Genomic DNA, 19,719 nt, shown 5'->3' with positions numbered 1-19,719 from the left:
ATTAAGTTAGATCTGAAGATATAGCTAGAAATCAACACTTACTTAAAACAGAGCATTTAATTTATAGCCTTTACCTCTAACAGTTATTATTTCATAGTCCATACCTAAACTCTTCATTGTCTTTTTTAATCTTGTCATATTAACTTGAAGTGCATTTTCATCAATATACTCTGTGGTTCCCCATAGCTTTTTAAAAAGCATATCCTTTGTAACGAGCTCATTTGGATTACTTAAAAGAAGCTCCATTATCTTTCCTTGATTCTCACTTAATACTGTTGATTTCTCATTAAAATACATTGTGTATGTTTGCAAATCAAGCTTTACTCCTTTTATTTCAACAAAGTAATTTCTATCCTCATATCTACGAAGCAAGTTAGAAATCCTTGCTAGTAATCTATCCTTATTGCATGGTTTTGTAAGATACTCATCAGCACCTAATCCTAAGGCATGAAGTTCATCCTTCAACTGATCTCTACTAGTTAAAATAAGTATTGGGATTGTGCTATTCTCCCTAAGCTCTTTACATATCTCAAAACCAATTATTCCAGGTAAATTTAAATCTAATAATATAAGGTCAGGAGATGCTTTAAGTATTTCTTCTGCTACATTTGAGAAATCACTTATACAAGATGCTTCATACCCTGCCTTCTGCAAAATATACACAAGCTCTTCTCTCATAAATAATTCATCTTCAACCACAACTATTTTTTTCATTTTAATCTCCTTCCTCATTATATATTACTCTCGTTTTAACTTTTGATAATATTTCAATATTTCGTCATGTGTCATTGGTTTTAGGTACATTTGTCTAAAGAATTCTTTTTTCTTATTTAAATCCAATTCCTCACTGATAATTATAAATGTGCTCAATGAACTTCCATAAGAATATAAATTTGCTCTATAAAATGAATCCTCTTTTGACAATAATATTCGTTTTCTTGCATAATCTCTGTCACTAAGAATATAATTGTCACAATAGTAATCAACGCATTCTTCTAAGCTTTTTCCAGCATTAAACATAATATATGAGTTATTCTGGACTAGGTGATGTAATTTGTCTAATAAAAGCTCAACTTCCATTTCTAAATCTATCTCATCTTTAAAAATAAAATATACTATAGATTCACCTACTCCCTCTAACTGTATTATTTCAGGGCCATAGTCTTCTTCACACCCACAAATCTCGTTAATTAATCCTTCTCTAATACATTTATTCCAATATGAAAGTTGCATTGCATGTCCAAAGATCTCATGTGCTATAGCATATCTTAAATTTGCCTTATTAAATCTGCTATTCTCCATATTTAAATTAACTTTTAATATATACTTATCTTCACCAATGTTTAAATAGTATCCATATGGAACTTCTTCATCTACAAATTCTATAATACACTCATCATTAAATTCTAATTCTAAATATTTCTCCACTATATTTTTCTGTCTTTTTAACTCATTTGTTAGATATTCTTTTAATTCTTCTTTATTCATTGAAAAACTATAAAATTTTTCATATATTTCTTTTTTTGTATATCTTATTTTTAATTGTTCTAATTTAGTTTTAACTTCCATAATTATATTATCTATTATATTTTGCGGTATACTCTTAATAGTAACTCCAATTGTATTTTTCACATATTCATCATATGAAATATCATAATTTAGTAATGACATAATATAGTACTTTGTTGCAGTAACCTTTTTAAGTATATACTCATTATCCTCTTTTTCTGCTAATAGTGTATTCTCATATTTAGTGAAGTCTTTTAGAGCTTCATCTAAATTATTATACTCTATAAATTTATTAGATAACACAAAGTTATCTTTAAACCTTTTACCAAGTAATTTTCTTACCCCTCTATACGAAGCAACTATATTTTCTTGTAAATCTTTTTCCATATACCTCACCCAATTACTCCCTCTCTGGATATATATATAATTAATGATCATCTAAGTACTCATCAAATTCATATATTTCTGTTAGTGTTATAGTAGCATAAGCAGGGATTTTATTCCACAATTTCCCACTTATTAAATATACATAATAAAAAGTTCTAAACCAAATAAATGATTTAGAACTTTAGTGGTTCTATAAAAAATTGAACAACTTCTAATCTGTAAATAAGTTTTACTTCTTATTTATACCATAACTACCTGAAATGCTATCTTTAAATAAAGGTATCTGAGGAGGATAAAAAGTAAATATCATAAACATAGCAATTAATGCTACAAAAATCATTATAATAATGATTGAATTAACACCTTTACCATGCCTATAAATATGTAAACCAAGTAACTGACCAAATATAATTGCAAGTAATAAAATTATAATATCTACTACTATAAGCTCTACTCCAAATGCTTGGGTATAAAAATAATAAAGCATGGGGATTGTTATCAATGAAGTGATAAGAGCTATAAGTGCACTTTGAAACCATTTATTTTTGTTGATAGAATATTTACTACATTTAAAATAATAATAAATTACCCACCATAAAATTACAGGTATTAAAACCATTTTCAAGTGCTCCCATATGCTTTCATTTACAGCACAAAATAGTCCAACTATAAGATTATTTTTAGATAAATCATATGCGGAATGCATTATTGCTCCTATGATGAATAAGATTGGGATACCTTTTAATATCCATTTTTCTGGAGCAGATAAATCTCTATATCTCATATTTTTCCTCCTAGTTAATCTATAATATAATTAATTTACTCAGGTTATTAAAATCATTAAAATATCTAAAACTAATTAAATATTTTAATAAAACTTATTTATCATTCAACTATTAAAAACAATTTACTATGATTGGGTGCAACCCTACACCCACTATCCCATTTGCATAAGCATTTGGGAATTCTTTTTTTAATATCTGATATGCTCCATTAACATCTGCATTAATCTTGATACCTTTATTGCTTAAAAATAAGCCTCTGTGTATTCTTCTGCTTTTATTGTAATTCTCTTTAACAGGTAATTCATTGTCTATAAAACTTGTTCCACTTGTATAGCTTTCTTCAACTAAAACAATATTTATTCCATATTTTTCTGTTTTGTATTGAATCATCTCTATAAGCTTCTGATGTGGGATTCCTACAAAGTTTTGATTTGCCTTTTTAGACATAGAACTTTCTCTTTTCCAGTCTTTATTATTTCCTATAACAATAGTATTGCAACTTAACTCATTAGCATATTCTATAATAAATTTACTTGCTTTATGAAGATAATCATTTATTTTATTATTTCTTTTAATAGTTAATCTATTAAGTCTTTTTGTATAATCTAAATTGTTTAATCTTTTTGCAATATTCTTATAATAAGATGTTTTTTTATTATAATATTGATTTATTGATTTTAAACTCTTACCATTGATAACTATTGGTTTTTCACCAATGTTATTACAAATAGTTGCTAGATTATTTAAACCTATATCAATACTTAAATATCTCTTATTATCATTTAATTTCTCTTTAGTATCTTGTTTATAAATAACTTCAATTACAAAATGTCTATTTCTTGGCAATATTCTTACTTGCTGAAGATTACCAACTTTTGTCTCTAATTTAAAACCACCTAAAATAGTAGGAAATTTAATTTTATTGTCTTTTAGTTTACAATTTTGATTGGTAAAAACAACTAAATTCCTACCATTTTTCTTTAAATATTTAGGTAATTTAGGCATACCAGAAAATTTATTTTTATTTCTATTCCAAACTTTTATAGCTTCAAAAAAGCTTTTCCAGTTTTTATCTAATAGTTGTAAACATTGTTGAGAAGTTTGAGCCATTAAAGATTTATAATCTATTCCATCTTTAACTAAAAACTCTAAGAAATCATAACCTAAATATTTATTATCTTTTGAAAAATAATTTATTTGAGTTAACTTCTTTTTAAATTCTTTCTTTTCTTTTTCTGCTTTAGTTTTAGCCTTATCATAATTTATTTTCTTTAGCTTGTTAAATTCATCAACTTTAGAATTTATATTGTCTAAAAATAATTGTTCCTCATTAGATATTTCTTCATTTTTAGATAGTTTTGAGGTAATTATAAACACTTGTCTAACTTGATAATTAGCATAATTATAAAGATTTTTAGATTTGAAACAATAATCATCTAGTTTTTTATAAAGAATATGATTATCTTTTAAAGTATGTTTTTCCACTCTCATGGATCCTTTCACTTTCTCACCTCCTATTATTTAATATATATCTTATAATTAAAAAACTACATTTATATTTGAGTGTTAACCTCAAGGCTTTATCAAAGTAGAGACTTATGAGGTAATTTTAATTTAGAAAAGAAATTGTAACATATATATTCAATATTTATTCTTTTTCTAAGACTTCTTTTATTTTTTGAACTTTTCTTTTACTATATAATTTCATAGTTAACATAGTTGCTTTTATAGTTCCTTCTTTCATATGTTTTGTTAAGGTTAGTCTACTTATTTATAATAATTCTAAAACTTCTTTTGATTTCAATTTCACCAACTCCTTAATGTATATTATAAGGAGTTTTAAGATGTTTTATTAAAACTTTCAATATTTTTCATATTTATAGTTTAAATACCTTGCTATATAATTTTAAAATATACTTTAATCAACATAATATAAATTCAACTATTTCTAATAGAAAAAGAGATTCATTAAGTGAACCTATTTTTAAACATAACTTTTAACTATCTTCTCTCTTGGTATCCATAAGTTTTGATATTTGCTTATCACTTATTCTCATTACAAAAGTAATATAAGCAAGTTCTACCAGACAAAGGATAATAATTGTAGGTAAGGCAATCATCATTAATGAAGTGATTTGGCTTTTCATTGCTGATGTTGAAACCCCTGTGAATAATGCTCTTATTCCAAATCCACTTCCAATTGCTGCAATGACTATTGGGAATGAGAAATACCATTTTATTTGGGCTCTAGCAGATTTGCATAACTCTTTATAGGTTCCACCTATGCGTATTAATGTTTGGTAACGTCTGCTTGTCTTTTGTTGCTGCATTAAGAATTGAACTCCTATAACTGTGTTTGCAATGATTAAGAATATTAAAGCTAGATAAATTGTTGTGTAACTAGCTGCTACTTTATAGAACAACTCTCTTCCCATATTTTGAAGATAACTTTCATATTCTAAGCCTGTATTATCAAGTAATCCATTTACTTTTAATATTGCTTGCATTAAGCCCTCTTTTTTCACAATACCATCTTTTAAAGTTGTATCCCAATAAGAACTGTAATCACCATCTACAAAATTATTAAAGTTCTCATCTGAAACAATTATGGCATAACTTATGTTTATGGATCTATCTGTGACTATATTATCTCTGTAAAACTTATCCACAAACTCATATTCTTTTCCTTTTATATTAACTGTTATGTTATCTTTCAGAATTTCTTTTAAAATTTCTGCTGAGTTTCCATAAGAAAAGTCTAACCCATTAAATAGAGCGACTTGGTTTTCATTAAGTTTAATTGGCTCTTTCCCTGCTGCTTCTAAAACTTTATTGTAACCTGATAAAGATATTATGTGAGGATACTCAAAGCACTGAAGATTATTAAGTAATACATCCTTCCCCTTAGAATCTTTTTGTTTTTCAACTACTTCTAATAAGTTTTTTGCAGAAAAGTCCTGTGAATCCTTTATCATGCCAAGCTTAACATCCCATGCCTCATTTAGATATCCATTCAATGGTTCTTCATTTAATTTCTGCTTTATCTCTTCTCCATCACCTAAAAAAGTATAATCTAATACATGCTGATTTTTTGAACTTGAATTAAAACTTACAGAAACCCCATATCCAAAGCAACAAAGTGCTAATAGGAGTAATAAGGATGATATAGCAAGTGAGTTTGATTTTAAGAATACATTCTCCTGTAGCTGCCTAAATGTGAATACTGATAATCCATTTCTATTTTTTCTATTTTTAAGGATAATCTCAAAAACTATTCCAATACTATTAAATAAAAGAAATGTGCCAATAACTCCCAAAAGAATTGTTATCCCCATATTTCTAGGATGTTCCCATGCAAAGCCTTCAATAGCTAAATAATAGGCAGTAACTAATATACCTACGCCTAAAACTAACTTTATTAAGGTAAAAACTTTATTATGAATCTTATGCTTCTCCCTTTGAGAAGTTGATAATAGCTCTGTTATGTCCTTTTTTGCAATTCTTCCACTTAAAATTAATAATGCTATTAATCTAATTATGAAGTATCCAAGTATTGTTAATCCTACTGCCTCTATGGAAAATGAAAACTTGTGTCCTATAACTCCTAGCCCAACAACTCTTGCTGTAATCATGCTGATCATTTCTGATATGAAAACTGCTATAGGAATCCCTATTAGGACTGAGATTATACTGTTCCAAATCTCTTCTAATAAAAGCATGGACAGTAATTTACTTCGCCTCATTCCTAGCATTAGATACATTCCAAGCTCATGACTTCTTCTTTCTAGCTGATACTTTCCTGCAAAATATACTAGAAAGAATAAGATGAATAATGAGAATCCATATAAAACTGGTGTTATTAATAATAGCTTATTAACTGCATCACTTTCCATTGTTTTTAAGAATAGAATTACATCCTGATTTTTTAAGGATAGTATGATGTAAAATGCTATTATGGATACAATCAAGGAAACAAAGAAGATTCCATTTTCCTTTCTGTTTTTCTTACTATTTTTCTTAACTAAATCAAAGAACATTTGCACTTCCTCCCCCTAACTGTGCCATTACTGAAATGATTCTCTTATAGAAATCTTGATGTGATTCCTCTGGAACTCTTTTTCTAAGTTCATGGAAAATCACTCCATCTTGTATAAATAGAATTCTTGAACAGTAACTAGCTGCATTTGGATCATGAGTAACCATTAAAATTGTTGCTTTTTGTTCTTCATTTAATCCTAAGAATTTCTCCATTAATATCTTTGCATTTTTTGAATCTAAAGCACCAGTTGGCTCATCTGCAAGTATTATCTCAGGATTTAAAACTAATGCTCTAGCTGCTGCTACCCTCTGTTTTTGTCCCCCAGACATTTCAGAAGGAAACTTTTCAATAACCTCTTCAATCTCTAAATATTTTATAATTTCATCAATCCTTTTTTCATCCTCTTTGCCCATCATGTTATGAATTGCAACTGGTAACATAATATTTTCTTTTCCATTTAAGTTATCAATAAGCTCAAAGTTTTGAAATAAATAACCAATACGATTTCCTCTATAATTTGCTAATTTCTTCCCCTTGAAACTTCCTATATCTTCCCCCTTTAAAAGAACCTTTCCATCTGTTGGACTAGTAGTTGTGGCAATACAATTAAGTAATGTTGTCTTTCCAGAACCACTGCTGCCCATTATTCCAACAAATTCTCCATCTACAACTTGAAAGCTAATTCCATCTATAGCCTTTGTAAGGTTATCTTTTTTTCCATAATATTTACGTAAAGCTTGAACTTCTAATATCTTTTCTACCATCTTATTCTCTCCCCTTCTTAAACCTGTTGTTTTCCTAACTTCTATCTTGAGTTCATTATACAAAACAATAGCTCCATATAAAACTTACAGTTCATGAAAGGTTTTATTTTAAATATAATAAACCCAAAATGGTCACTAAATTTTAATGTCCATTTTGGGTTTATATCACTTTTTATCTATATATTCATAATCATTCTAATTAATTCTTCATTGCTATCAATATTAATTCCATTGTTGTCTCTTTTTATAACCCTTAATTGCTTTGACTCTATATCCCCAATGATATGAGGTGAATGTGTTGCAATTATTAGTTGATTATTTTCACCTATACTTTCATATACATCAATAATCTTCTTTTGCCATTGTGGATGAAGAGATATTTCTGGTTCATCTATTAATATTATTGAGTTATTAGGATTTAAAAACTTAAGTGCCAATGCTCTTAAAAATAACTGCTTTTCTCCTGATGATAACCCTCTAATATCAAACTCTTTTCCTAAACTATTTCTGAAAATAGGCTTTGTTTCATTGGTTTCAGATAATCCAACTAACTTAACATCTAAATCCATAATTGAGAAAACACTATTTATCTCCTCACAAACCATATCAATAACTTCACCAATTGTCTTATTTCTATTCTTAAATATCTCTTTATTTATCTTAGTTGCTATAAGTGATGGTATGTTTTGCGTCATGTTTTGGTCAATTATATTTTGAAAAGTTGGTTCAAAGTTAAATGTGTTATCAACTTTATTAACTCTTTCAAAGTTGATTTCTGTTGGCATATAAATAACTTTAGAGTCAATTATAAATTTTCCAATTTCAAAGCTTCCAGGTATATCTAAATCACCAACTTCACCTTCATTTAGCATAACTGTTGCCGTATATGATTTAGGTGATAGTATCATCTTTTTATTAATCACTGCACATTCATCATCTTGTACACCAAAAGAATCATAAATGCTTTTTAGCAGTGTTGTCTTACCAGATCCATTCTCTCCAATAAGAACAATAGTATTTAATATTTCTCCATTATTATCTCTAAAATCTATATTTAAATCATTGAATACTTCATGATTGTTAAACTTAATTTTTTCTACCTTCATTTTGTCATCTCCCTTCAAAGAATAAAGTAAAAGCTTTACTCCTAATGCAAAATTATTTTCTTCATCTCATAATTAAGCATATATCTCATTATATCTCATAAAATAAATTTCTAACTATATTTCTTTAATTTATTTTGTAATTTTTATTTAAATTGAATGATATTCATACTTTCAGCAAAGATTACACTCTAAAAAACATTAAATTACTTACTATCTAAGCAATACTATGATTTAAGAAGCTTTTTGATGAAAAAGCCTATTATACGTACTTAATTTATTAACATTTCAAATTAAATTACATGATGAATTTGAATTTTACCATTTAAAGTTTTATATTGGGATTAGAAGTAATTTTTCAAATAATAGTAATTAATTACTTTACTACAGATGAATTTTTTAAAGAAAGTTGGGGATTAAGTTGAGTGAAAAAGAGAAAAGAATAGAATTAAAGAATGTTTTAGTAGCTAGAGTTTATGATTTAATTTTAAATACAGAAACTCATGATGATGAGCGTTCTAGACTAGTTGAATTTAAAAATGCAGTTGAATCTGGTGGAAATTTTGAAAAAGAAGTAATGGATTTAGCAGAATCTTTACGCTTGCTTGCTCTTAAGAAATATAAGAATAAAGAAACTCTTAGCAAAGATGTGGGCAAGCTTTATATGGATATTTCTACTACTGGATTCTTTGAGAAGAATTTAGCTTATGGAATAATAGTACTTGGTGCTGTTTTAAGTCCACATTAATTTTAAATAATAGGCATTGTTTTAAACCTTAACTATTTAAGAGTCCTTGTTTATCAAGATTTACTGATAAACAAGGACTCTTTTATTATTTGTTTAAATCTATGTTACTTTCTTCTGTAGTATTTTTTATCCAATGCTTAATTGCCTTTAGCTCTTCCTCTGATAAGCTATTGTTTACATCAAAAAGACATCATATATTATACACAGTCTGGATTTTCTATATATAATGGTAGTGGGAACCAACTATGTAGAAAGCTTGGGATTTCCTTGTCAAAATCAAAGTAAGACTTTATTGGTGAAAATAAGAATTCCATTGCTTGAAGTTCATTTAATTCAATATCAAAATCACCTTCTATTTTATTAACCCATACCTTATTTCCTTTAACTTTGATGTTTAGAATTCCATAATCTATTATGCTTATGTTGTACTCTCCATCTTCTAGCTTTGAGTAAGTTGATTTCAGCTTTAACATTAGTCTAACTATTTTTTCATAGTTAAAGATTCTAAAGTTATTATTTTTGCTTATAAAGTAATTTTCGCATATCTTTATTAGCTGTGATATCTTCTCTTTTTCATATGTTGGTACTCTAAAACTCACTTCATTATGATTGAAAGTTTTTATGTATGAGGCTATAACAATGTTCAAATCTTCATTATCCTGAAGAACTATTTCATCAATTAATCCATTGTTGGCAGAAATATATCCAATGAAGTTCTCTTCTTTAAACACAGAGTAAATACTGCAATTCCATGACTTTAATACATCTAAAAACTCCTCTTTTTTCCTAAGTACTTTCACACTTTTCTTTGAATGAAGTTCATATGCCCTTCCTAATATATCTTCATCATTTTCATCTAATAATTTAAGGCTTATGCTTTTATCAATTAACTCATTATGCTTATAATTTATGTTTAACTCTTGAATATTAAAGGTTATTTGTTCCCCACAAGGCTCATACCCAAAATATTCGTACCTTTGTCTATATCCACTAAGAACACTTATGTCCACATTTTCACTTTTCATCTCTTCAATAGCTTTATTCATAAGCTCCTTCATGTAACCTTGTCCCTTTGAATAAGGGTGAACTGCTACAGTTCCTATTCCTACAACATTTATATTTTCATCTAATAGGCTTAAAGTAAATGGGAATGCCCCTACTACACCTCTTATCTTGTTATCTACCTTTATTATGTGATGGTATTTAGCCTTGTCCTTATTCTTATATAATTTAGGCAATAATGATGGAAAATCAACTGCTCCACCTGAATGACTAAATACATAGTTTATGAAGTCAATTAACTCTTCATAATCCTTTTCTTTTGCTTTTAAATATTCTTTCCCCATAATTCTCTCCCATATTATCCAATGTTTAATTATATTACTCTGTTTTGAGTGAATGTTGATTTATAAATATATCTTTATACCTAGCTTAATTTTATCTATATCTATAAATACTATATTAAAACAGAGCTAATTATAAAAATAGTTCATAACATGCTACTTATGAAAATCAACATTTTAATTATTATGATTTTTACATTTCTTACATGTTTCTCTCCAATTTTCACACTCTAATATCTCACTAGATAAACCTCTTTTTTTATACATTTTTCTACAACATAAACTATAATTACGCAGTCACTAATATCTATATCCCTATTAAATATGGGATTGGTGCGTATTCTATGCTTACTTATATATTATTAAGTTGATTCTCCTCCACCAAAGAAGCTACAGTATCCATGTGTAGTTTCCTTACTTATATGTTATCACTCTTTATTAACATAATATAACACTTTTATTAATAATCTATATCTTTTTCCACTTAGTATTTCTTCCTTTTCCTACGCTTTCTATTTTTCCTTCATTTTTCATTTTCTCAAAAACTCTGTTGATAGTAGCTTCTCCTACATCTGGACATATAGTTCTTATTTCACTTTTAGTAAAGTATCCAAGTTTTTTCTCTATAGCTATTTCTATTCTTTCACTTTTGCTTCCTTTAGCATTTTCAACATAGCCTACTCTATCCTCTAATTCTTTATATGCTTTTATGATAACCCCAAGGAAATATTCAAGCCATATATTCAGATTATTCTTTCCATCATGCCATAGCATAGAAGCTTTATTTAATGATTCATAATAGGTTTCTTTGCTCTCTTCAATGATTTTTTCTAAACTTATAAACCTTCCAACCTCAAATCCATTTTGGTAAAGAAGTAAAAGTGTTAGTATTCTAGACATTCTTCCATTTCCATCATTAAAAGGATGTATGCAAAGAAAGTCTAATATAAAATCAGCTATTAAAACCAAAGGCTCTACTTCACCCTTGTCAATTTCCTTTCTGTACTCATCACAAAGTCTCTCCATATAACTTGGAGTATTGAAAGCATCAATAGGCTTAAATCTTATGAATTTACTTCCATCAGGTAATATCTCTTCAATAACATTATCAGTATTTTTATAGTTTCCACCTTTAGCTGATGAAAACTTATATAGGTCTCTATGTAATTGTAATAATACAGATGCTCTTATAGGTATAGCCTCAAAAGCGCTATGAACTGTATTTAATACATCTCTATATCCAGCTATTTCACTTTCACTTCTATCTCTTGGCTCTACTTTATTATTCATTATTTCACGTAGTCTTTTATTGGAAGTATAAATCCCCTCTATTCTATTAGATGATTCTGCACTTTGTATAACCGCTACATCCTTAAGTGTGTTTAATATTTGTGGTGATTGTTTTTTATATAAATCCTGTTTTCCCTTATATTCATTTATTGTAGTTAACATTCTTACTATATTCATTGGCAAACTTAAATTGTTTAACCTATTGTTTTCAAAAGAAATCATTTTATATTCTCCTTAATTAATTATTTAGGTTATTTATATTTTACCATAAACCTTATCATTTATACCAAAATGATAAGGTTTTTTATTAAATTAATATATTCAAAACCAAATAAACCTTATCATTTGCATGTAAATGATAAGGTTTATTTTTAAAAGCTATATTTTAGGTATGTTTTAAAGCCTTAAGTATTATTCTGGAGTAAACAATAGAAACTCTTTGCAAAATTAAATTAAGTCTTAAACTCTAGCTAGAAATCAACACACTTAAAGCAACTCATTTTCTAAGATAAGTTCTATTTCTTCTTTTAGCTCATTTTTTAAAAGTTCTAGGTTTTTGTTTGGTTTGAATTTTATGAATTTTAGGTTATAATCCTCTACTTCATCCATATTTATATATTCCGAATTAGCTTTTGGATATAGAATGATAACTTTATTTACTGGGAAGATTGGTAGTCTTTTTTCACTCTTTTCATCTGCTTTTCTTAGTATGAATTTACTTGCACAGCTTGTTCCATATGCTATTAATTGTTTTTCTATGCCTTGATCCATGCGCTTATAAAACTCATTATCCCAAATCACTTCTCTTTTTCTGTATTTAAATTCAAAGATTATACTTCCTAAGTATCTTCCATCCTTATAAACATCAAGTCTTCCATCTGGCTTATTATTTGAGGCTCTTATAAATAATGGATTGTTGTTAAAGTCACTTCTCTCACTGGAATTTGGAATTTTGGCATCATAATAAACCTTTATTTTAATATCATCCTTTAAGAATTCCTTAACTGTATTTTCTTCTAAATCATAGAACAGCTTTCTATTGTTTTTCCTTCTATAAAAATTTTCTTTATTATTAATAGGTTCATATCCTAAATCATTTAATGTCCTGCAAAGCTTTATGTAACACCACATTTCATAAAGCTTGTCCGTTCTTTTCCACTGAAGTGAAAGAGTCTCTTCATCATTAAAGTTAAACTCTTTAGAGTGCAGTCTTTCATAAACCTTGTATAAAATATTGTATCTAGAGTCTTGAATCAATACATGGGGCAAGCTAAAAATCTCCCTACTTTTTATGCTAGAATACCATTCAGTTGACTTTAAGATATTTATGGAGCTTATCATCTTCATTGCCTTGGTTCTAAGTTCATTTATATAGCTTAAGGTCTTCTCCTCTTTGTTTAACATTATGGTATTTCCATCTTGAGAGTACCTTTTCATTTCTTCTATTCTCTTTTTCTTTTTTATTAGTATAAATTCTACTTCATTTACAAAATCATTTAGTAGTGATAAAACCTCTAATACTATCTTTTTAACCCATCTATTTTCTGGCAAATCGTATTCCATATTCTTTATTGGTGCTTTCATAAATCCAGGTTTTCCTGAGCTGCTTAGGTGATTTCTGATGGTAACATTGTCTATATACCTAACCTTTTCCTCTGGTATTTGCCTATAATTTTTCACAACCTTATAGTTTGGCCTTACTCTAAGCTCCATAAGAGAGTTCATAATATTAGGGAATTCATTAGCTATTATAAAGAATTTATACAAGCTCTTTGGTAAATCTAAAAGCAAGTCCTTATCATAAACTGATAGCTTTTTTTTAATAAATTCAAAGCTTATTCCTTGAAGTTCCTCTTCTAAATCTCTTATTATTTCATTTGCCTCATCACAGCTTATCATTTTATTTGTAACTTTAAAAGCTGTGTAAAATTCCTTGTTATTTGAGATAATCCTTATTAAGTATATTCCTGGTATGAAAGGAGAAACCCCTCCTTTACATAGAAATATTTTCCTTTCTGAAGGTGTTAAGTAAACTTCATCACCTTTTACATGAATATTTTGATTTATAAGCTCTTCCTCTTTTAAATCCTCATAAAGTATAAGATCAAGCTCCTCCATATAAAGCCTTGCATCTTTGTTTTCTCCTCTAAAGATCAAGGATATTATCCTATTTTCCTCTATACTAACTATATTTTCATAGTCTATATCATTTAAATCCTCATAAAACTTTAAAAATTTAACTTCATTGTTGTATTGCTGGTGAAAACTTAGTTCAAACTCTTTATAATGTGTATCCATAAATACTAAGCTCTCTTGCCTTATTTAGAATATGTTTCTTTGAGGTTTTAAAATCTGATACATCACTATAATTCTCTAAAATACTTATTAATTTACTGTTTAAATCCTTAGAATGTATTCCCTCTTCATCATAAAGATTATATTCACCAATAAACTCTCCCCATTGCTCCTTAGTTCCTCTTATTTTGGGAAGAATTCTTTGAGATAACTGAATATCTATTCCCTCTTCCCTTGAGATTAAGGAACCACTTGGTATATTCCTTATATAATCATTGATTTGAGTTACTATTCTAAAGCCAATTCCAACATTTTTATTTAGAAAATTCATATTCTCATTTATCTCTGATAAAAACTTAAGCTCCCTATCACTTAGCTCAATGCTTTCATCCTTATCTATCATTTTATTATATTCTTCAAAGGAAATCTTTTTAATAGCTTCCTCATGATTAATTGCTATATTTTTTATTCTCTTAAGCTCTAAAAAGTTTGCTTGCTTTAATGTTATAACATTTGCTCTATCTAAAACCTTATCTGAAAAATGGTAGGTAGATTCATCTAAGTTTACAGTGCCAACTAATAATATGTTGTCCCCAATTCTTATATTAGCCTTGTACCTATTTGAATTCTTTATCTTATCCTCTAGCTCCTCATTATATAGCTTTAATACTCTCTCATCCTTATCTAGCTCTAAAACAGATAATATTTGTGAAAAATAATGTTCAACTCTAGCTAAGTTCATTTCATCTAAACATACTATGTAAAGCTCGTCCTTATTATTTTCAGCCTCTATTAAAGTATCTATAAACCCTGAATCTCCTGGTCTATATACATTGTTTATACTATCAACATAACCTAATAAATCACTATCATCTCCCCAAGAAGGTCTTACAGAAATAAAGTTTAGTCTATTTCCCTCCATTCCTAAGGCCTTACCATAAGCTTGTACAATCTTTGACTTACCAGTTCCACTCATACCTGCTAAAATAACAAGCTTTGATGACTTCATTGCAGTATGAAAGTTTATTAAGTCCTTTTCCTCATAAAGTAAATGCATTGACTTGCAGGTATCAATAAAAGTATTTAAAAATTCACTTTCATTTATATTGTGAGAAGATGTTCTTATTCTTTTAGCCTCCGCTTCAATTGTAATATCCTCTTTTTCACCTTTTTCCTCTAAATTATTTTTAGTGGCAGCAGACTCTTTTTCACTGCAATTTTCTTCTTTTCTTTCATAACTATAAGAACATTCTAAACCCTCAACAGAATCATTTGCTCTTGCTAATTTTTCTATCTCTAAGGCTGTATTACTCTCAACAAAGATTATATTTTCAAGCTCTGGACTTCTAACAAAATTATCATACCAAGCTTCATTTTCTTCTATAAAATAAATCTGTTCATATTCATATCTAACCTTTCCATATTGATGAAACTGTTTTGTAAAGCCTGTTAGTGCATAAATCTTCTCTTCATCCTCAAAAAATATTATGTTTGGAACATCTCCAATATTTTCTGAAACCCCTTTAACTTCCTCTATAAACTCTCTAGCCCCTAACTTCTCCCTAAACTCACTAAAAGTCAATTTCAAATTCTTTTTAGAAAAGACTGGTATAGCTTTATACTTAAGCTCTTCATTAAAATTAACTGGCTTTTTAACGAAAATTTCATTACAAGTATTTAAGTTTGTATTTTTAATTATTTTGTTAAATATAACAAGTCTTTCTTGCAAAAAGTCATAAAACCTCTCATCTTTGCTTTCATTTTCTCCCTCTATTAACCCATATTTATAAATAGAATCAACAAAGCAAGTAAATTTGTCACCTTCTATATTTTTATTATTGTCATCTATTATTGATTTAAGAGTAAACTGCAATACATCTACTGAATTTTCAAATACGTTGCTATCTAATTTTCCTAAAAAGTATCTATTTAAATTATCCATTATTCCTTAATCTCCTTATCTACCATTGTTTATGTGATTTTTTACTTCTTCAAATGTTTTGAACTTAAAAACCTTATAATTATTTTCTGCCCTTAAGATTTTGCTTTGTTCTAAGGAAGATAACTCATATAAAGTAACCCAAACCTCCTCATAGTCTTGAAGAAGATCATCTAAGTTATTGATATTTTTAAACTCTATATTTTTAAATTCATAGTCGCTTCCCTTTAAATGAATCTTTTCTATATCACCAATAATAGCTATCTTTTCCTTTGATACCTTCTCTAACATTTTCTTTATATTTTCAAGCTCAAAAGCAAGTTCCCTATTTTTCTCTTTTAGCTCATCCTCTTTTTTTCTTATACTATTGCTCTCTTTGGTTAAATCCTTATTTTCCTTTAAGAGTTCCCTTTCCTTCTTTATAAGCTCATCATATTTATTCTTTAAATTAATATAATTCTCATTACTCTTTGATTCCTTGCTCTGGCTTGTTTCTAGTTTTCTTTTTAAACTATTAACCTCTTGAGTTAAAACATTAATCTGCTTATTTAAAGATGATTTTTCATAGTTTATACTCTTCTTGTCCTCTTTAAGCTTTCTTATTTCAATGTTTAACTTTTCATTGCTACTCTCAAGCTTTGTTAAGCTCTTCTTTAATTTATTAATATCATCATTCTTTGTTTTTTCTGCTTTTATGCTCTCTTCTTCTAATTCTAAAGATTCCCCATTTTGATTTTCAACTTTACTTATTGAGTTTTTTGATTTGCTTGCAGTGGATTTATTCTTTTTTGAAATTTTATCCTCTTTTTCTTCCAAGTTTAAAGTCCCACTTTTGATTTTTTCAAGTAAATATTCTTTTTCTTCTAAATAAGCATCTTCATTACTACCAACTAAAAACTTTAAGATTTCTTCTACTTCCTTCCCCTCTTTTAATAAATCTATTATTTCATTATCCTTGACTTCATCCATCTCCAAAAAGGATTCTGCAAACAAGTGTTGAGTAAATCTTTCATAATTTTCTTCATCTTCTAATATATTTTTTATTGCAAACTTTGAAGGAATGATAGACTTATTTTTAATCTTTCTATTGCTAGAGAATCCTTTAATATTTAGTTTCACTCTATTTAATATTTCATTCAACTTCTTATTATCAATATAATTTAAATACCATTTTAAAATCTCTTTGTTCATCTTTATAACCTCTCTCTTCGTATTTCTAATAATTTATCTTCTAAAAATTAACTCATCTTACATAATCTATTATATAAGAAATAAGAGGTGTATCAAAATAACTTTTTAATAAAATAGGCTCTGTTTTAAGTTAATGTTGATTTCTAACTATATCTAGAAATCAACACTAGTTTAAAACAGAACCATAAAATAAAATTAATCCTTATTTATTTTTATTTTCTGAAATATATTAATATATTTGAAAATTCTTTAATATATTTATGCTGACTTTTTCTTTCTAAAGCATAATGAGTAAATAAGAACAACTGCAAAACAAATTACAGGTATAAAGAATGCTGAACGAACTGCAGCCTCTGCTCCTTGATATGATGAAACTAATCCTGATAAATTTCCACCATCAATAAATAATCCCATTATAGGTGTTATAACTGCACCACCTAATATTGCCATTATAAGACCTGCAGCTCCAACTTTTACTTCTTTTCCTAAGCCTTCAAGAGCTATACCATAAATTGTTGGGAACATTAATGACATACATGATGAAATTAAAACTAAAGACCAAACAGATAAACTTGTAGGTAAGTATATTGTTCCTAAGCTACATAATATTCCAAGTATTGCAAATACCGCCATCATAATAGCTGGTTCTATATATTTCATAAGTGCTGTACATATCCAACGACATGCTATAAATCCAAACATTGCTATAAGATAATATTTAGCTGCAGATGATTCATCTGTTCCAACAGTAACCATTACATATTTTATAGTCCAAGTCCAAACTGCTATTTGAACTCCAACATAGAAAAACTGTGTGATTACTCCAAAAGCATAGCGTGGAATTTTTACTAATTTCTTTATTGATTCAACTATATTAAGTTCACCTGAATTATCTTTTTCTGAACCTTTACTTCTCTTAAAGAAACACCAAATTATTATTGCTATAACAACTAAACTAACATATGGTACACACACCCATATTAATTCATTGTTTTGTATTTGGCTTAATGCCTCTGATTCCATTGAGACTCTCTCTTCATAAGTTGCTGGATGTAAGTTTCCTAATATTATATATTTAGCCATTATAATACCAGCTAATGAACCAATAGGATTAAATGCTTGTGCTAAATTTAAACGACGTACACTTGTCTCTTCACTTCCCAAAGAGATTACATATGGATTACAAGTAGTTTCTAATATTGAAAGTCCACCTGCTAAAATAAAAACTGACACTAAGAATAAATTGAAGTTTTGTAGCATTGCAGCTGGGATATATCCCATTGCTCCAATTATATATAATCCAAGACCTACTAATACCCCATTTCTATAGGAATATTTTTTAATAAGTATTGCTGCTGGTAAGGCAAGTACTGCATATGATCCATAGAAAGCTACTTGTACCAAAGATGAATCAGCAGCTTCTAACATAAATATTTTTCCAAAGGCTGGCACAAGGTTATCGGTCATATTGTTTAAAAGTCCCCAAAGTACAAAACATGATATAAGCATTATAAAATGCATTCTATATTTTTTAGGTACAATAGCTGCTTTTTCCATAGCACTCATTTTTTCCACAATAAACACTCCTCTAATATCTAAAATTAATATTATTCTTTAACTCTATAACGCTTAAATCCTGGGTGTCTTCCACTTACTCCATAGTCTTTTCTCATGTTTATTAATCTATCAACATTTTTTCTTGATATTTCCTTTTCTCCCCCTAAAAGATGAGCTGTTAAACTTATTTTTGCATATAGTTCTAGTGTTTCCATTCTATAATAAGCTGTTATCAAATCAGCTCCAACTGCTAATGCACCATGATTTTCTAACAATAAAACATCATGCTCTTGAAGATATGGTGCTATTGAATCTGGAACTTCATAAGTTGAAGGTGTTCCATAAGGAGTTACTGGAATTGAACCAATTGCAATTACAGTTTCTATCATGGTATATCTATCTAAATCAAGATGAGCTACTGCAAATCCTGTTGCAGTTGGTGGATGTGCATGAACAACAGCTCCAACATCTTCTCTTTCCTTATAACATCTTAAATGCATTTTTATTTCTGATGAAGGCTTTGCTCCTTCTGGTTCATCAAGTACTTCCCCATTTTCATCAATATGAACTAACTTTTCTGGTGTTATAAAGCTTTTGCTAATTCCAGTTGGTGTTGCTAAGAATGTACCATCCTCTAATTTTACTGACACATTTCCATCATTTGCTGCTACCCACCCTAACTGCCACATTTTATGGCAAACATCACATATCTGTTCTCTTACTTCCATATATCTTAAATTCTTTGTATTCTCCATAATAATCTCTCCAA

General features: G+C 28.1%; 15 protein-coding genes. 1 reads left to right on the top strand and 14 read right to left on the bottom strand.

The annotated features are described in order from the left end of the window. Positions 1-42: 42 nt before the first annotated feature. From ACQZHJ_RS06710 to ACQZHJ_RS06680, 7 genes are all read right to left on the bottom strand, one after another. The gene (locus ACQZHJ_RS06710; protein ID WP_430484772.1) at positions 43-714 is read right to left on the bottom strand and encodes a response regulator transcription factor; all 672 of its coding nucleotides are present in this window, start codon (positions 712-714) and stop codon (positions 43-45) included. Positions 715-738: 24 nt separating this feature from the next. Beyond that, positions 739-1,896 carry a hypothetical protein gene (locus ACQZHJ_RS06705; protein WP_430484771.1) on the bottom strand — a complete coding sequence of 386 codons (1,158 nt, stop codon included), beginning with the start codon at positions 1,894-1,896 and terminating at the stop codon, positions 739-741. A 229-nt stretch (positions 1,897-2,125) separates the two neighbouring features. Then, positions 2,126-2,680 (bottom strand): DUF6512 family protein, encoded by a 555-nt coding sequence (locus ACQZHJ_RS06700; protein ID WP_430484770.1) that lies wholly within the window; start codon positions 2,678-2,680, stop codon positions 2,126-2,128. A gap of 112 nt (positions 2,681-2,792) precedes the next feature. Next, positions 2,793-4,184 carry an RNA-guided endonuclease InsQ/TnpB family protein gene (locus ACQZHJ_RS06695; protein WP_430484769.1) on the bottom strand — a complete coding sequence of 464 codons (1,392 nt, stop codon included), beginning with the start codon at positions 4,182-4,184 and terminating at the stop codon, positions 2,793-2,795. Between the two features lie 494 nt (positions 4,185-4,678). After that, a complete protein-coding gene (locus ACQZHJ_RS06690; RefSeq protein ID WP_430484768.1) occupies positions 4,679-6,718 on the bottom strand; it encodes an FtsX-like permease family protein in 2,040 nt (679 codons plus the stop codon). Beyond that, the gene (locus ACQZHJ_RS06685) at positions 6,708-7,484 is read right to left on the bottom strand and encodes an ABC transporter ATP-binding protein (protein ID WP_430484767.1); all 777 of its coding nucleotides are present in this window, start codon (positions 7,482-7,484) and stop codon (positions 6,708-6,710) included. Before ACQZHJ_RS06685 ends, ACQZHJ_RS06690 begins: the two co-directional genes overlap by 11 nt. A gap of 176 nt (positions 7,485-7,660) precedes the next feature. Next, positions 7,661-8,590, bottom strand: coding sequence for an AAA family ATPase (locus tag ACQZHJ_RS06680; RefSeq protein ID WP_430484766.1), 930 nt, complete (start codon positions 8,588-8,590; stop codon positions 7,661-7,663). A 418-nt stretch (positions 8,591-9,008) separates the two neighbouring features. Between ACQZHJ_RS06680 and ACQZHJ_RS06675 the strand changes: the two genes are divergently transcribed. Beyond that, positions 9,009-9,335, top strand: coding sequence for a bacteriocin immunity protein (locus tag ACQZHJ_RS06675; protein ID WP_430484765.1), 327 nt, complete (start codon positions 9,009-9,011; stop codon positions 9,333-9,335). 197 nt (positions 9,336-9,532) lie between these two features. Here ACQZHJ_RS06675 and ACQZHJ_RS06670 read toward each other — a convergent pair whose 3' ends face one another. From ACQZHJ_RS06670 to ACQZHJ_RS06640, 7 genes are all read right to left on the bottom strand, one after another. Beyond that, on the bottom strand, positions 9,533-10,681 hold the full coding sequence (locus ACQZHJ_RS06670) for a GNAT family N-acetyltransferase (RefSeq protein WP_430484764.1): 1,149 nt from the start codon (positions 10,679-10,681) through the stop codon (positions 9,533-9,535). Between the two features lie 465 nt (positions 10,682-11,146). Then, positions 11,147-12,190, bottom strand: a complete 1,044-nt coding sequence (locus ACQZHJ_RS06665) for a Fic family protein (protein WP_430484763.1) — start codon at positions 12,188-12,190, stop codon at positions 11,147-11,149. Positions 12,191-12,454: 264 nt separating this feature from the next. Next, positions 12,455-14,266 (bottom strand): DUF2357 domain-containing protein, encoded by a 1,812-nt coding sequence (locus ACQZHJ_RS06660; protein WP_430484762.1) that lies wholly within the window; start codon positions 14,264-14,266, stop codon positions 12,455-12,457. Next, positions 14,250-16,205, bottom strand: a complete 1,956-nt coding sequence (locus tag ACQZHJ_RS06655) for an McrB family protein (RefSeq protein WP_430484761.1) — start codon at positions 16,203-16,205, stop codon at positions 14,250-14,252. Before ACQZHJ_RS06655 ends, ACQZHJ_RS06660 begins: the two co-directional genes overlap by 17 nt. A gap of 15 nt (positions 16,206-16,220) precedes the next feature. Then, entirely contained in the window at positions 16,221-17,393 is a 1,173-nt protein-coding gene (locus ACQZHJ_RS06650) for a hypothetical protein (RefSeq protein WP_430484760.1), read from the bottom strand. A 258-nt stretch (positions 17,394-17,651) separates the two neighbouring features. Next, positions 17,652-18,959, bottom strand: coding sequence for an L-fucose:H+ symporter permease (fucP, locus tag ACQZHJ_RS06645; protein WP_430486870.1), 1,308 nt, complete (start codon positions 18,957-18,959; stop codon positions 17,652-17,654). 41 nt (positions 18,960-19,000) lie between these two features. Beyond that, on the bottom strand, positions 19,001-19,705 hold the full coding sequence (locus tag ACQZHJ_RS06640) for a class II aldolase/adducin family protein (RefSeq protein ID WP_430484759.1): 705 nt from the start codon (positions 19,703-19,705) through the stop codon (positions 19,001-19,003). Positions 19,706-19,719 lie beyond the last annotated feature (14 nt).

The organism is Clostridium sp. B9 (genome assembly GCF_050509515.1).
GTDB lineage: Bacteria > Bacillota > Clostridia > Clostridiales > Clostridiaceae > Sarcina.
This window is presented reverse-complemented; position numbering and strand designations above follow the sequence as displayed.

Excerpts from the sequence above, each read along its gene's own strand:
- ACQZHJ_RS06710 (WP_430484772.1), bottom strand. The coding sequence starts at position 714 with ATGAAAAAAATAGTTGTGGTTGAAGATGAATTATTTATGAGAGAAGAG.
- ACQZHJ_RS06705 (WP_430484771.1), bottom strand. The coding sequence starts at position 1,896 with ATGGAAAAAGATTTACAAGAAAATATAGTTGCTTCGTATAGAGGGGTA.
- ACQZHJ_RS06700 (WP_430484770.1), bottom strand. The coding sequence starts at position 2,680 with ATGAGATATAGAGATTTATCTGCTCCAGAAAAATGGATATTAAAAGGT.
- ACQZHJ_RS06690 (WP_430484768.1), bottom strand. The coding sequence starts at position 6,718 with ATGTTCTTTGATTTAGTTAAGAAAAATAGTAAGAAAAACAGAAAGGAA.
- ACQZHJ_RS06685 (WP_430484767.1), bottom strand. The coding sequence starts at position 7,484 with ATGGTAGAAAAGATATTAGAAGTTCAAGCTTTACGTAAATATTATGGA.
- ACQZHJ_RS06680 (WP_430484766.1), bottom strand. The coding sequence starts at position 8,590 with ATGAAGGTAGAAAAAATTAAGTTTAACAATCATGAAGTATTCAATGAT.
- ACQZHJ_RS06670 (WP_430484764.1), bottom strand. The coding sequence starts at position 10,681 with ATGGGGAAAGAATATTTAAAAGCAAAAGAAAAGGATTATGAAGAGTTA.
- ACQZHJ_RS06665 (WP_430484763.1), bottom strand. The coding sequence starts at position 12,190 with ATGATTTCTTTTGAAAACAATAGGTTAAACAATTTAAGTTTGCCAATG.
- ACQZHJ_RS06660 (WP_430484762.1), bottom strand. The coding sequence starts at position 14,266 with ATGGATACACATTATAAAGAGTTTGAACTAAGTTTTCACCAGCAATAC.
- ACQZHJ_RS06655 (WP_430484761.1), bottom strand. The coding sequence starts at position 16,205 with ATGGATAATTTAAATAGATACTTTTTAGGAAAATTAGATAGCAACGTA.
- ACQZHJ_RS06650 (WP_430484760.1), bottom strand. The coding sequence starts at position 17,393 with ATGAACAAAGAGATTTTAAAATGGTATTTAAATTATATTGATAATAAG.
- fucP (WP_430486870.1), bottom strand. The coding sequence starts at position 18,959 with ATGAGTGCTATGGAAAAAGCAGCTATTGTACCTAAAAAATATAGAATG.
- ACQZHJ_RS06640 (WP_430484759.1), bottom strand. The coding sequence starts at position 19,705 with ATGGAGAATACAAAGAATTTAAGATATATGGAAGTAAGAGAACAGATA.